At 72.4% G+C, this 12,542-nt stretch carries 12 protein-coding genes; 6 read left to right on the top strand and 6 right to left on the bottom strand.

Translation table 11 applies throughout. The features are described from left to right. Positions 1-40: 40 nt before the first annotated feature. On the top strand, positions 41-760 hold the full coding sequence (locus ABD401_RS21005; protein WP_344608390.1) for a hypothetical protein: 720 nt from the start codon (positions 41-43) through the stop codon (positions 758-760). Here ABD401_RS21005 and ABD401_RS21000 read toward each other — a convergent pair. After that, on the bottom strand, positions 757-1,575 hold the full coding sequence (locus tag ABD401_RS21000; RefSeq protein ID WP_344608388.1) for a thioesterase family protein: 819 nt from the start codon (positions 1,573-1,575) through the stop codon (positions 757-759). The genes ABD401_RS21005 and ABD401_RS21000 overlap by 4 nt on opposite strands. A 26-nt stretch (positions 1,576-1,601) precedes the next feature. Further along, on the bottom strand, positions 1,602-2,126 hold the full coding sequence (locus ABD401_RS20995) for a TetR/AcrR family transcriptional regulator (RefSeq protein ID WP_344608386.1): 525 nt from the start codon (positions 2,124-2,126) through the stop codon (positions 1,602-1,604). A 133-nt stretch (positions 2,127-2,259) separates the two neighbouring features. On the opposite strand from ABD401_RS20995, the gene ABD401_RS20990 reads away from it, so the two are divergent. The 3 genes from ABD401_RS20990 to ABD401_RS20980 are packed head-to-tail and all read left to right on the top strand — an operon-like array spanning position 2,260 to position 5,923. Further along, complete coding sequence (locus ABD401_RS20990; protein ID WP_344608384.1) at positions 2,260-3,258, top strand: DUF7065 domain-containing protein; 999 nt, start codon at positions 2,260-2,262, stop codon at positions 3,256-3,258. Further along, on the top strand, positions 3,255-4,844 hold the full coding sequence (locus tag ABD401_RS20985; protein WP_344608382.1) for a PEP-utilizing enzyme: 1,590 nt from the start codon (positions 3,255-3,257) through the stop codon (positions 4,842-4,844). Before ABD401_RS20990 ends, ABD401_RS20985 begins: the two co-directional genes overlap by 4 nt. Next, entirely contained in the window at positions 4,841-5,923 is a 1,083-nt protein-coding gene (locus tag ABD401_RS20980) for an LLM class flavin-dependent oxidoreductase (RefSeq protein WP_344608381.1), read from the top strand. Before ABD401_RS20985 ends, ABD401_RS20980 begins: the two co-directional genes overlap by 4 nt. Before the next feature lie 11 nt (positions 5,924-5,934). Here ABD401_RS20980 and ABD401_RS20975 read toward each other — a convergent pair whose 3' ends face one another. The 3 genes from ABD401_RS20975 to ABD401_RS20965 all read right to left on the bottom strand — a co-directional run bounded on the left by ABD401_RS20975 (position 5,935) and on the right by ABD401_RS20965 (position 8,805). Further along, positions 5,935-6,840, bottom strand: a complete 906-nt coding sequence (locus tag ABD401_RS20975) for a vWA domain-containing protein (RefSeq protein ID WP_344608379.1) — start codon at positions 6,838-6,840, stop codon at positions 5,935-5,937. 122 nt (positions 6,841-6,962) lie between these two features. Beyond that, positions 6,963-7,826 carry an AAA family ATPase gene (locus tag ABD401_RS20970; RefSeq protein WP_344608377.1) on the bottom strand — a complete coding sequence of 288 codons (864 nt, stop codon included), beginning with the start codon at positions 7,824-7,826 and terminating at the stop codon, positions 6,963-6,965. A 49-nt stretch (positions 7,827-7,875) separates the two neighbouring features. Further along, positions 7,876-8,805: a pirin family protein gene (locus tag ABD401_RS20965; RefSeq protein ID WP_344608375.1), complete on the bottom strand. Its 930-nt coding sequence runs from the start codon at positions 8,803-8,805 to the stop codon at positions 7,876-7,878. A gap of 42 nt (positions 8,806-8,847) precedes the next feature. Here ABD401_RS20965 and ABD401_RS20960 point away from each other — a divergent pair, with 42 nt between their 5' ends. Both ABD401_RS20960 and ABD401_RS20955 read left to right on the top strand, forming a co-directional pair. Next, positions 8,848-9,162, top strand: coding sequence for a GNAT family N-acetyltransferase (locus tag ABD401_RS20960; RefSeq protein ID WP_344608373.1), 315 nt, complete (start codon positions 8,848-8,850; stop codon positions 9,160-9,162). Positions 9,163-9,202: 40 nt separating this feature from the next. Further along, on the top strand, positions 9,203-10,813 hold the full coding sequence (locus tag ABD401_RS20955) for an acyl-CoA dehydrogenase family protein (RefSeq protein WP_344608371.1): 1,611 nt from the start codon (positions 9,203-9,205) through the stop codon (positions 10,811-10,813). A 51-nt stretch (positions 10,814-10,864) separates the two neighbouring features. On the opposite strand, the gene ABD401_RS20950 is transcribed toward ABD401_RS20955, so the two are convergent. Then, positions 10,865-12,508 (bottom strand): HNH endonuclease signature motif containing protein, encoded by a 1,644-nt coding sequence (locus ABD401_RS20950; RefSeq protein ID WP_344608446.1) that lies wholly within the window; start codon positions 12,506-12,508, stop codon positions 10,865-10,867. Between the last annotated feature and the right edge of the window lie 34 nt (positions 12,509-12,542).

Below are 12,542 nucleotides of genomic sequence, written 5' to 3'. Positions count from 1 at the left end.
AGGTTCCCCGCGACGGGTGTGGGCCGCTAGCGTGCCGGCCATGAATACACGGAGTCAGATCGCGTGTGCGCTGGCCGGCCTCATCGGGGTGCTGATGATCCCGCCGGCGTTCCTCATCGCCGACTACTTCGTGCCGCCGGACGCGAACTGGACGACCGACGAGTTCGCCGCGTTCTACGGCGACCCGGACCGCATCCGCGCCGGCCTGCTGATCCTGCTCGTCGCGGTCGTCGGGTGGGCCGCGGTCGTGGCGGTGGTCAGTGTGCAGATGCTGCGCTTCGAGGGTCCGCGTCCGGTGCTGACCGCGCTGTTCGCCGTCACCGGCACCACGACCTTCGTCCTCCTGACGCTGTTCGCGGTCTTCCTCACCGCCGCCGCGTTCCGGCCGGAGCGCTCCGGCGAGAGCCTGCAGCTGCTGCACGACGTCGGATGGTTCATGGCGTTCCTGACCGCACCGGTGTTCTCGACCCAGGCGCTGGCGATCGGCGCCGCCGTGCTGGGGGACCGCTCGGCCCGGCCGGTCTACCCGCGCTGGCTCGGCTACGTCTGCGTGTGGGTGGCGCTGCTGCTCCTGCCGGGCGTGGTGCTGCTGTTCTTCCACTCCGGCCCGTTCGCGTACCACGGCGTGATCTCGTACTGGATCCCGCTGTTCACGTTCGGCGGCTGGATGGCGGCCATGGCGTTCTGTGCCCTGCTGGCCGCGCAGGCGGAGGCGCGCACCGCGGCGGCGACGCCGGCCGTGGAGCCGGTGCCGGCCTAGGCCGACCCCTCCGGCGCTGCCTCGGGCATTCCCTTCGTCAGGCGCGCGATCTGCCAGGCGTGGGCGACGGTCCGGCCGGCGCTGTCGCGCACGACGGCGCGCTCGTCGAACCACCCGTCCGCGGGCGTCACCTGCCCGGCGGACACCGTGACGGCGAGCGGGCCGGGGGCCGGCCGCGTGCGCAGGTGCCAGGTCATCGAGACCGTCGGCGACCAGCCGACGTAGCCGAGCTGGAACGGCGTCGGGACCAGGGCGTCGGCCGCCACGATCGCGACGAACGGGTCGGGGTCCTCGCCGGTGAGCAGGCGGACCCAGGCCGTCACGACGGCGTCGGGGCGCTCCGGGCTCACGACGTCGCGGGGCCCGAAACCCGGGGGGTAGCGGACCGAGACGCTGTCGAGGATCGAGGGACCGGTACCGGGACGGATGCCCGGCGCCGCGCACCGGCTCTCGTCGACCGGGAGGGCGGACGGGTCCGCCGGCACGTCGTCGGTCGGGGTGTCGGTGCAGACGACCGTCGACTCCAGGATCATGACGCCGTTCTGCCGGAGCAGCACCCGCGCGTTGGACAGCGTGCGGCCCGTGCCGTTGACGGTCACCTCGAGCTCGGCCGGTCCCGGGCGGGAGGCCTTGAAGAACGTCGTGGAGACGGACTGGGGGTGCTCGCGCCCGGTCTCGGCCAGCGCGGCCCGCGCGGTGATCGCCGCCAGGTAACCGCCGTTCGGGTTGCCGAAGGCGCTCCAGTACGGGGTCAGCTCGGCGGTGTAGCGGCCGGGGCCGGTGGCGGAGACGGCGGTGGCCTCGGCGAAGGTCATGGGGTCGAAGATTACCCAGCCCCTGCTCAGCCCGACGCGGAGTCCTCAACCCGGCGACGGAGGCCGTCGATGAGCAGGTCGAGGCCCGTGGTGAACGCGCGGGGCGAGGCGCCACTTCCGCGACTCGCCTCGACGAGGGCGGTCCCGAGGACGTAGTTGACCAGCACGCTGATCGCGTCGACGGACTGGGCGCGGGTGAAGCCGGCCGGGCGCAGCAGGCCGACCAGGCGGTCGCGGACCGCGATCACCCACGGCCCGTCGAGGGAGGTGGTGATGATCAGCTGGGCGATCCCCGGCCGGGCGACCAGGGCGTCGTGGATCTCGACCAGGACCTCGCGCAGGCTCTGTGCCCAATCGCCCTGAGGGTGCGTCAGCTCCGGGACCTCCAGCGCCCGTCCGACCATCACGTCGAGCAGCGCCTCTTTCGAGTCGAGGTAGCTGTACAACGTCATGTGGCTGACGCCGAGCTCGGCCGCAACCCGGCGGAAGCTCACGGCGTCGAGACCCTCGCCGTCGAGGAGGGTCAACGCGGCGTCGGCGATCTCGGCCACGGTGACCTTCTTGGGGCGTCCCCGCGGCCGGCGCGAACCCGTCGTTGACACCGTCACACTCCGAGCCTACGGTACGAACAGATTTATTGATACAGCGTAAATAAATCCCGCAGAAAGACTCGGTGCCCGCGACATGACCACTGCCGACCGCACCCGCGAGATCGTTCCCGAGGACGACTCCTGGGCGCACCATCCGCGCCCGGAGGACCCGTTCTGGAACGAGTCCGGCCTGTTCACCTTCATGGTCCCCGAGCTGGACATCAACGGGTACTTCTACGTCTGGCACCGGCCCAACATGAAGCTGACCTCCGCCGGGGTCGCGCTGTGGGACGCGGTCGGCACGGAGACCCACAACTGCCTGTTCTCGGAGTGGTACCACTTCAACCCGATGGCGCCGGACACGGACATGTTCAACTTCCGGCTGGGCAACGGGATGAGCTGCGAGCTGCTCGAACCGCTCAAGCGGTACAAGCTCGGCTACGCCGGCGACGAGATGCAGCTCGACCTGCTGTGGGAGGGCGCGTACCACCCGCCGAACCTGCACTACTCGAACAGCGACGCCGACGGCTTCGAGGTCTGGGGCTCGGTGCACTACGAGCAGCTCGGCTCGGTCACCGGCACGATCACCCTGCGCGGCGAGACGATCCCGGTCGACTGCCACGCGTTCCGTGACCACTCGCGCGGCCTGCGTCCGGGCCCGGCGCGCAACCAGTCCGGCGGCGGATTCGACTACGGCTGGGCGTCGGAGCGGACGTCGTTCGCGGTCACCTCGGCGCGGCCCGACCCGACCGCCCCGGTCACCGCGAGTTCGGTCGACCGCATCGGCTACGGCCACTTCGTCCAGGACGGCAAGCTCGGGCAGATCACCGGTGGCCGGCGCGTCGTGCTGGAGCGGGAGCCGGACGGCCGTCCGCGGCGCGTCGAGCTGCTCCTGGAGGACGAGCACGGTCGCGAGATGCGTGCCGTCTCGCGCGTCCGCAACTGCCTGAAGTGGCACAGCCTCTGGCACATGCAGTGGTGCCTGGCCGAGTGGGAGATCGACGGCGAGCACGGGTGGGGCGAGAACCAGGACTGGTTCGACATCAACGTGATCCGCCGTCACCAGCGCGAGAACCTGGGCGCCGCCCGATGACGAGCCCGCGAGTCGAGGACCCGCTCCACGGTCGGTCGCGGCCGGGTTCGTCCTGGACGACGACCAACGTCGGTGAGGCGGTGCCCGGTGTGCAGACGCCGCTGGGCTGGTCGATCTGGGGCCCCGCCGGTGAGGAGGGCCTGCGCCGCGCGTTCCACACCCTGGGTGCGCTGAACCGGGACGAGACCGCCGTGCCGACGGCGTCGGAGGACCGGCTGTTCTCCGCGTTCTACGGCCGGATCGCGCTGCAGTTGGACATCCTCTGCGCCTGGGCCGACCGGATCCCCGGCACCAGCGGCGATGCGATGGCACGTCAGATCTTCACGTTCGTCCCGCCGGACTACGTCTCACGGCCGCAGCGGCGGTACTACCCGCGCGTCGCGGTCCGGGCCGGCGTCCCGTGGGTGCGTGGCCCGAAGGCGATCCGCGCCAGCCGGACCCGCATGCAGGGCGTGTGGTCCGACGCGGTCGCGCGCGTCGACGGTCTCGACGAGGCCGGGGCCCGGGCGCTGCTGATCACCGGCGCGGACGAGTTCCGGCAGGTCATCTACCACCACACGGTGCTCACGCTCGGCGCGGTGCAGCCGGTGTACGACCTGCTCGCCAAGATCTGCGCCGGCACCGACCTCACGCCGCAGGACCTCGCCGGAGGACACGGCGGGCACGAGGAGACGGCGATGGTGCGCGACCTGTGGGCGTGCTCGCGCGGCCGACTGCCGGTCGAGCGGTTCGTCGCGGACTACGGCTACCACGGCCCGCGCGAGGGCGACATCTCGATCACGACGTGGCGTGAGAACCCGACGCCGGTGCACAAGCTGGTCGAGGCCTACGCGGCGCAGCCGGAGTCCGAGAACCCCGAGGCCGTCGAAGCGGCCCAGCAGCGGCGGCGGCACGAGTTGGAGGCGAAGCTGCTGGCCGCGACGTCGGCCGCGCGCAAGCCGCTGGCCCGCACCGCGCTGAAGCTCGCCGGCACGTACCTGCCCCTGCGCGGCGTCGGCAAGGTGGCGTTCCTGCAGGGCGTTGACGTGACCCGCATGGCGGCCCGTCGGCTCGGTGAGCTGGCCGTCGCGGACGGCCGCCTGCTCGACCGCGAGGACATCTTCTTCTTCACCCTCGACGAGCTGCGGACCGGCTGGCCGGCGCACGCCATGGAGCTGGTCGCCGAGCGTCGGGCGGCGTACGAGAAGTACCGCACGCTCGACCTGCCCGAGTTCTGGGTGGGGGAGCCCGAGCCGGCCCCGGCGCCAGAGGCGACGGCGGGCACCATCACCGGCATCGGCGCGAGCCCCGGTGTGGTCGAGGGTCGAGCGCTCGTCCTCGAGGACCCCGCCGGGGCCGACATCGAGGACGGCGACATCCTGATTGCCCGTCACACCGACCCGGCGTGGGCGTCGCTGATGTTCCTGTCCGGCGGCCTGGTCTCCGACATCGGCGGCCTGATGAGCCACACCGCGGTCGTCGCCCGCGAGCTCGGAATCCCGTGCGTGGTCAACACCCGCACGGCCATGCACACCCTGCGTACCGGCGATCGCATCCGCGTCGACGGGAACGCCGGCACCGTCGAACTCCTCGGGAGAACTTCGTGAAGCTCGGACTGCTGCTGCCGACCGTCCACTCGATCGCGCTCAACGAGATGGCCCTCCGCGGCGCAGAGGCGCTCGGGGTCGACGACGTCTGGGTGCTCGACCACATGATGGGCCTGACCCACCCGGCCCTGTGGTCCGAGTTCCCGGCCGCCTCCGCGCTGCCCGACCCGGACGCGTTCCTCGACCCGTTCTGCGTGGCGGCCGCCCTCGGCGGTGGCACGGACCTGCGCTTCGGGCTGTCCGTCACCGACGCCGTCCGCCGTGCCGGGCCGGACCTGGCCCGCGCCGCCCTGACCGTGAACGACGCCTGCCGGGGCGGGTTCGTCCTCGGTCTGGGCTCGGGTGAGGCCGAGTCGCTCGTGCCCTACGGCTACGACTACAAGCGTCCGGTCGACCGGCTCGAGGCGGCGCTGCGCGACATCCGCTCGCTGCTCGACACCGGCAACATGCCGAGCGGTTCGGGTCGCATCGGTCTGGACCGCTCGGGTCCGAAGGGCGTGCCCGAGGTCTGGGTCGCGGCGAAGATGCCGCGGATGCTGGAGCTGACGGGCCGTTACGCCGACGGCTGGCTGCCGTTGCCCAGCCCGCCGGAGGAGTACGCGGCGCAGTATCAGGCGGTGCGCGAGGCCGCCGAGCGCGCCGGCCGCCCGGCACCGACGGCGTCGATGGTCCCGGCCGTCATCTTCGGTGACTCCCGGGACTCCGTGCTCGGTGTGCTGGAGGACGTGCCGGTCGTCAAGCTGATCGCGTACTACCTGCCGGCGTACGTGTGGGACCGCTACGGCGTCGAGCACCCCGGCGGTCCGAACTGCCGTGGCCAGATCGACCTGATTCCGCACGAGCTGGACCCGAAGGCCCTGCGCGAGACGGCCAAGCGCATCCCGGTCGAGCTCGTCGAGGAACTCGCCTGGTTCGGCAACGCCGACGAGATCGCCGCCCGGCTCAAGCCGTACGCGGAGGTGGGGCTGGAGCACATCGTCCTCGGCGACGTCACCGGCACCACCTACGCGCCTGAGGAGACCGCCCGCGTCCTCGGCGGTCAGCTGCCGCGGCTCGTGGAGCTCATGCACGCGCTCTGACCGACGCCGCGTCAGCCCCGGCCCAGTACCCGGTTCAGAGCCGGGGCGACGTCGCGATGGGTCCGGATCGGGGCGGTCATGCCCTTGCCGAGCTTGGCGATGTCCCGGCCGAGGTCGCGGTCGTGCTCGCCGTCGGTCTGCAGCAGGACGTGCAGTTCCCGGAACCGGCGGGCGACGTCCCGTGGGTCGGGCCCGGCGTTGTGCACGGCGTCGGTGAGCAGCACGCCGACCTGCCGGCGGGCGCCCGAGGTCTTCAGCACCGCGTCGCCGACGGTGAGGGCGAAGTGGACGTTCGTCAGTCCGCGCGCGGGGATCCGCAGCAGGCGGTCGAGCAGGACGACGGGGGAGGTGTTGCCGGTCAGCGGCTCCAGGAGTGCGGCGTCCGACCAGAACCCGACGAGGGCGAGGCGGTGCCCGGCGCCCGGGCCGGAGAGGGCGCTGGACAGGGCGGCGACGGTCGCGGCGGCCACCCGCACCTTCTCGCCGCGCATCGACCCGGAGACGTCGACCATGAGCACGACGTCGATGCTGCGGCGCACCGACTCGCGCACGATGATGTCCGTGTCCTCGGGCACGGGGCGCTCGGTGAGGACCTCCAGCGTTCGGTCGAGGTCGATCTCGTCGGAGCGGTAGTGGTACGGCACCGAGATCGGCCGGCCCGAGCCCGCGGCCACGTCGGCGTCCCGCCAGGTCCGGCGCAGCGCCAGGTTGCGCGAGATCTGACGGGCCATCCGATCGATCTCCGGGTCCGGCTCCCGTTCCTCGAGCAGGTCGCCGACATCCCGCCAGGAACCCGCCTGCGCGGTGACGACGGTGCGCTGCGACCCCGGCGGGGGAGGGCCGCCGGTCTCGGCGTCGCGGTCCGCGCCGAGGTCGAGCACCAACGGCGGCCCACCGCCGCCGAACAGCGACGGCATCTCCGTCAGCTTCTTGGGCCGACGCCGCAACGGTGCGAGCCCTTCCCGCAGCGGGTTGTCGGAGGGGAAGCCGTCGGGGTCGTCGAGGAGAACGCTGTTACCGCCCGGGCTGCGCCGGGCCCTCAGAAAAAATGGCGCTCCCAGATGTCCCGGATGACGTCCTCGGGGGTACGGTCGCTGGCCTCGTCGAGCGAGATACGGGCGGACAGCGCGAGCAACGCGGCGTCGAGGACGCGGTTGCGATGCGCCTCCTCGGCGTCGGTGCCGGTGGCCAGGCCGGTGAGTTCGGACGCGATCGCGGTCAGGTCGATCGCCCCGCGCACGGACGACCCGCGCCGCAGTTCCTTGTGCCCGCGGGTGGCGCGCGTGATCGCGACGGCGTCGGCAACGAGGCGGTCGTCGGTGCACCCGGTGCGGGTGGCGACGATCGCCTCCTCCTCGGCGGCGTCCTGGTAGCCGACCGCGAGGCGGCACCAGCGGTCGTAGACCGAGTCGGAGATCCGGGCGGTGCCGACCGAGTCGTACGGGTTCATCGAGGCGACGACGCGGAAGGTGTCCTTGGCGGTGATCAGACCCACGCGCGGGACGGCGATCTGACGTTCCGCCATGGCGGCGAGGAGGACGTTCACCGTGTCCTCGGGAGCCCGGTTGAACTCCTCGATGTAGAGGAAGCCGCCGCCCTGCATGGCTTCGAGCAGCGGACCGGCGACGAAGTTGTCCGCGCTGTAGTCCTCCTTGAGGACCCGCGCCGGGTTGTGGTGGCCGACCAGGCGGGCCGCGGTGAGCTCGGCGTTGCCCTCGACCAGGACGAACGGAACGCCCCAGTTCGCGGTGATCGCCCGCAACAGCGTCGACTTGCCCGTGCCGGGCGGGCCTTCGAGCAGGATGTCGCGGCCGGCGCTCACGGCGGCGAGCACGAGGTCGAGTTCGCGCGTGCGTCCGACCACCTTGGCCGCGATCGCATCCCGGCGGGACTGGTCGATCACACGTTCTCCTTCTCGGGCAGCGGGGCTGTCCGCACGGTACCCAACGACGTCAGCCGCGGAGGCGCATCCGCACGTTCGGCAACTCCGGGGCGGGGAGCGTGTGCGTCCACGCGGCGGGGAAACGGCCGAACCGGCCGTCGTCCGTCGGGTGGGCGTGCTGGCGCTGCCACTCCTCACGGAACTCGACGATCTCCTCGTGGCTGCGGCCGACGAAGTTCCACCACATCACGATCTGCTCCCCGAACGGCTCGCCGCCGAGGACCAGGAACCGGGTGGGCACGTTGCCGGCGCGGACGCGGATCCCGTCGGCGCCCGTGGGCACGAAGGCGATCTCGCCGCGCGTCGCCGTGACGGTCCCACCCGGCGCCTCCGCGGTGACGGTGCCGGTGTCGCAGAGCAGGCCGTGCTCGTGCGTGCGCGGGACGGGGATCTCCAGCGTCGCGCCGGCCGGCAGGACGACCTCGGCGCCGGTGAGAGCCGTGAACGTGGGCACCGGCGAGCTGGTCCCGAACAGCGCGCCGAGGAAGACGTTGACGCGCGCGCCGTCGACGTCGAACGGCGTCGGGGCGTAGTGGTCGAGTCGGCGCTCGGTGTTGCGATGGGACTCAGGCAGTGCCACCCACAACTGGGCGCCGTGCAGCAACGAGGTGTTCGGCGTCGAGAACTCCGAGTGGGCGATGCCGGAGCCCGCCGTCATGAGGTTGACCTCCCCGGGGCGGACGACCTGGTGGGCGCCGGAGGTGTCGCGGTGCTCGAGTTCGCCGGCGAACAGCCAGGAGACGGTCTGCAGCCCGGTGTGCGGATGGCCCGGCAGCACCATGCCGCCGGTGACCGCGACGTCGTCGGGTCCGTAGTGGTCGACGAAGCACCAGGCACCGATCAGCGACCGCGACCGCTGGGGGAGGGCCCGTCGCACCGTCATGTCGCGCGGTCCGCCGAGCGGCACCTCGCGCTGGCCCAGTACGACAGGTTCAGTCATCGCCGCAGCGTAGCCCGCGCGAGGCGTGGGTAGCCTGCGGTGATGAGCGAGCAGAGCAGCCCGGACGTCACCGTTCGCAACGCCCCGCAGGAGGGGCGGTTCGAGATCCACGTCGACGGCAAGCTTGCCGGCGTGGCCGAGTACACCGAGGAGACCGGCCACCGGACGTTCGTCCACACCGAGGTCGACGACGCGTTCTCCGGGCAGGGACTCGCGGGCGTCCTCGTCCGCGCGGCGCTGGACACGACGCGGGAGGACGGGCTGCGCATCCGCGCGACCTGCCCCTACGTGCGGCGTTTCCTGGAGAAGAACGACGACTGGGCCGATCTCGTGGACACCGCCGAGGACGCGAGCTAAGTTACCGGCGAGTACGCTCTCCCGACCCGAGAGGCTCGCCGTGACGACGCTCGACCGGTCCCGTTCCACCCACGACGTTCTCAACCAGGTCCCGCCGCTGGTGGGGCACAACCTCTACGCCGGCGACCCGGCCTTGGTCGAGGCGATCGCCCGCGAGGGCGGGGAGTGGGGGACCGAGCGGCTGCTCTCGGCGGGCGCGGCGGCGGGCAGCGCCGAGGCCCAGGAGCACGCCGAGCGGGCGGAGCGCCACGAGCCGGTGCTGCACACGCACGACCGCTACGGCAACCGCGTCGACACCGTCGAGCTCGACCCGTCGTGGCACTGGCTGCTCGGGCAGGCCGTCGAGCGCGAGATCACGTCCCTGCCGTGGCGTTCGCCGGGTCCGGGTGCCCACGTGGTCCGCGCGGCGCTGCTGCGCATGTGGATCGAACTCGACATGGGCGTCCTGTGCCCGGTGTCGATGACGTACGCGGGCGTGCCGGCGTTGCGGCGGCAGCCGGAGATCGCCGCGGAGTGGGAGCCCCGTCTGACGTCCACGAGCTACGCCGACGGCGCGCTCATGGGCATGGCGATGACGGAGAAACAGGGCGGGTCCGACCTGCGCGCGTCCACCACCCGCGCGGAGCCGATCGGCGACGGCTGGTGGGAGATCACCGGGCACAAGTGGTTCTGCTCGTACCCCAGCTGTGACGCGTTTCTGACGCTCGCTCAGACGGCTGCGGGTGTCTCGTGCTTCTTCATCGAGCGCACGGCCCCGGGCTTCCGCGTGCAGCGGCTGAAGGACAAGCTCGGGACGCGGAGCCTGCCGAGTTCGGAGGTCGAGTTCGACCGCGTCCCGGCCCGGATGGTCGGCGTCGAGGGCCGCGGGATCCCGACGATCATCGAGATGGTCAACCACACCCGCCTCGACTGCCTGATCTCCTCGTCGGCGACGATGCGCGCCGGTCTGACGCAGGCCGTTCACCACGCGCGGCACCGCTCGGCTTTCGGACGTCCGCTGGTCGAGCAGTCGGCGATGCGGAACGTGCTCGCGGACCTCGCCGTCGAGTCCGAGGCGGCGACGGTGCTCGCGATGCGCGTCGCCCGCTCGTACGACGAGGGTGCGGCCGGGGCGGAGGGCGCGAACGCCTTCCGGCGCCTGGCGACCGCGGTGGCCAAGTACTGGGTGTGCAAGCGCGCGCCGGGTCACGCGGCCGAGGCGCTCGAGTGCCTGGGCGGCAACGGGTACATCGAGGAGTCGGGCCTGCCGCGGATCTACCGCGACGCCCCGCTGAACTCGATCTGGGAGGGCTCCGGCAACGTCGCCGCCCTCGACGTCCTGCGGGCCCTGACCCGCGAGCCCGAGTGCCTGCCGGCGTTCCTCGCCGAGTGCGACCTCGCTGCCGGCGCGGACCGTCGCCTCGACGCCCACCTGTCCGAGACCCGCTCCCGCCTCGCCGGCCTGACCGAGGGCGACGCCGAATTCGCCGCCCGCCGCGTCGTCGCCGATCTGTGCCTGGCGCTGCAGGGGAGTCTCCTGGTCCGCCACGCCCCGCCCGCCGTCGCCGACGCCTTCTGCGCCTCCCGCCTCGGCGGGGGTGGTCACACCTACGGCATGCTCCCCGGCTCCGTCGACGTCGGCCCGATCCTCGACCGCGCGCTCACGGGCTGAGTCCTCCGGGCTGGATCCCGGCCGCCGGCGTCCGCCATCGCCCCGGGAGCCTCAGGCTGCTGGCTCGTCGGGTGCGGGGCGGGGTTGTGGTCGGTCCCCGGGTGCTCTGGCTCGGCCGGGCCGGTCGGGCTCGATCAGGGGTGGGATTTCGACGTCGTAGACGGCGCCGAGGCGGGTGATCCAGCGGACCTTGCGGTCGGACAGCCGGAGGAGTTGCCAGCCGCCTTTGGTCTTGAGGTCGTGGTCGTGCTCGCACAGGGGTCCGAGGTTCCCGGCGAGGGTGAGGCCCCCGCGGGCGTGGTCGAGGGTGTGGTCGATCTCGGACCGGGCGGCGGGGAGGCGGCAGCCGGGGCCTTGGCAGGTCGTCATGCGCAGGTGGGTGTCCCGGCGTAGTCCTTGGCGGGGGAAGCGGCGGCGGGCGTCCTTGGCCCCGGTCTCCTCGTCCCCGGCCTCCTCGTCCTCGGTGGGCGCGGTGGCGGTGTGGTCGGCGATGTCCTCCAGTACCGGCCACCAGGGCTTGAGTGCGGGGCTGGTGAGCGTGCCGTCCAGGAGCGCGGCCAGCAGGTCGGCGGGGATGAGCAGGTCGACGATGCCGTGGTCGTCCGCCCGGCGCCGCTCCCAGCCGGTCGGCCGCGCGGTGACCAGTCCGGAGGAGACCGCGTACCCGTCGGGGCCGGTGACCGCGAACCGCCACTGCCCGGCCGAGAGTTGCTTCGCGAGGTTGCGGGCGTACTCGGCGTGGATCGGTCCCTGCCCGGCGAGCTCGGCGGGGTCGCGGTCCATCCCGAGCAGGGTGGAGACCTTCGCGGTCAGCTGCACCCCGCGGTGCGGGGACCGCGCCACCGCCACCGGCTCGGGCTCCGCCTCCGGCTCGGGCTGCGGTGCGGGCGCCGGCTCCGGCTCGGGCTCTTCGCGCGCGTCAGTCTGGTCGGTGTCGGCCGTCTCGTCCGTCTCGTCGTCGGTGGGGCGGGTGGTGGCGAGGTGGGCCAGGATCTGGTCGTCGGTGAGGTCGGCGTAGGTGCCGTCGAGCAGGTTGAGCGCGATCTCCGAGCGCAGGTGATCCACCGGCCGCGGATCACCGTCCCGCTTCGCATCATCAGCCAGCTTGCGGACTCGGGCGATCGCGGCAGCGACCCGGGCGGGGTCCTGGTTCTGCGCGGCGAGGGTGGCGGTGCCGTCCTCGTTGCGCCAGGAGATCACCCGCCGCTCCCGGTGAGCCTCTTCAAATCGGCGTTGGGCCCAGTCCGGATCGAGCTGGATGCCGAGTGTGCGGCACCGGGCCCCGATCTGCTCACTGGTCCACGGGCGGTCGGCGTCGATCGAGCAGTGCCCGAGGACCTCGTCGATCACGGTGTTGGCGTGCTCGTCGCTCATGTCCCGGACCCAGAAATGGATCACCCGGGCCCGTTCGATGCTCAACTCGCCCGCGGCCATCGCGGCGTGCAGGCGCGGGAAGCGGCGCACGACGGCCCAGGCGAAGTCGAGCAGTTCGTTGCCCGAGTACGCGGAGATCCGCAACGCGGTGCGGACCTCGTCCCCACCCCACCGGTCCGGGGCCGCCAGGCGCACGATCTCGTCCGCGGAATCCAGCCCCCGGGATCCGACCTCGGCCACCAGGCCCAACCAGACCGCGTGGGCGGCGTTCAGTTGCCGCTGAGCGGCGCGCAACAGCGCGACCGACTCGGCCCCGGTCATCGACGCGCGCTCGGCCTTGCTGGGTGCGATGCCC

Source organism: Sporichthya brevicatena, assembly GCF_039525035.1.
GTDB classification, from domain to species: domain Bacteria; phylum Actinomycetota; class Actinomycetes; order Sporichthyales; family Sporichthyaceae; genus Sporichthya; species Sporichthya brevicatena.
The sequence above is the reverse complement of the archived record's forward strand: the minus strand, read 5'-3'. Positions and strand labels throughout refer to the sequence as shown.

Bases quoted from the DNA above. Each gene is read 5' to 3' on its own strand.
- ABD401_RS21005 (WP_344608390.1), top strand. From the start codon at position 41: ATGAATACACGGAGTCAGATCGCGTGTGCGCTGGCCGGCCTCATCGGG.
- ABD401_RS21000 (WP_344608388.1), bottom strand. From the start codon at position 1,575: ATGACCTTCGCCGAGGCCACCGCCGTCTCCGCCACCGGCCCCGGCCGC.
- ABD401_RS20990 (WP_344608384.1), top strand. From the start codon at position 2,260: ATGACCACTGCCGACCGCACCCGCGAGATCGTTCCCGAGGACGACTCC.
- ABD401_RS20985 (WP_344608382.1), top strand. From the start codon at position 3,255: ATGACGAGCCCGCGAGTCGAGGACCCGCTCCACGGTCGGTCGCGGCCG.
- ABD401_RS20975 (WP_344608379.1), bottom strand. From the start codon at position 6,840: ATGCCGTCGCTGTTCGGCGGCGGTGGGCCGCCGTTGGTGCTCGACCTC.
- ABD401_RS20965 (WP_344608375.1), bottom strand. From the start codon at position 8,805: ATGACTGAACCTGTCGTACTGGGCCAGCGCGAGGTGCCGCTCGGCGGA.
- ABD401_RS20960 (WP_344608373.1), top strand. From the start codon at position 8,848: ATGAGCGAGCAGAGCAGCCCGGACGTCACCGTTCGCAACGCCCCGCAG.
- ABD401_RS20950 (WP_344608446.1), bottom strand. From the start codon at position 12,508: ATGACCGGGGCCGAGTCGGTCGCGCTGTTGCGCGCCGCTCAGCGGCAA.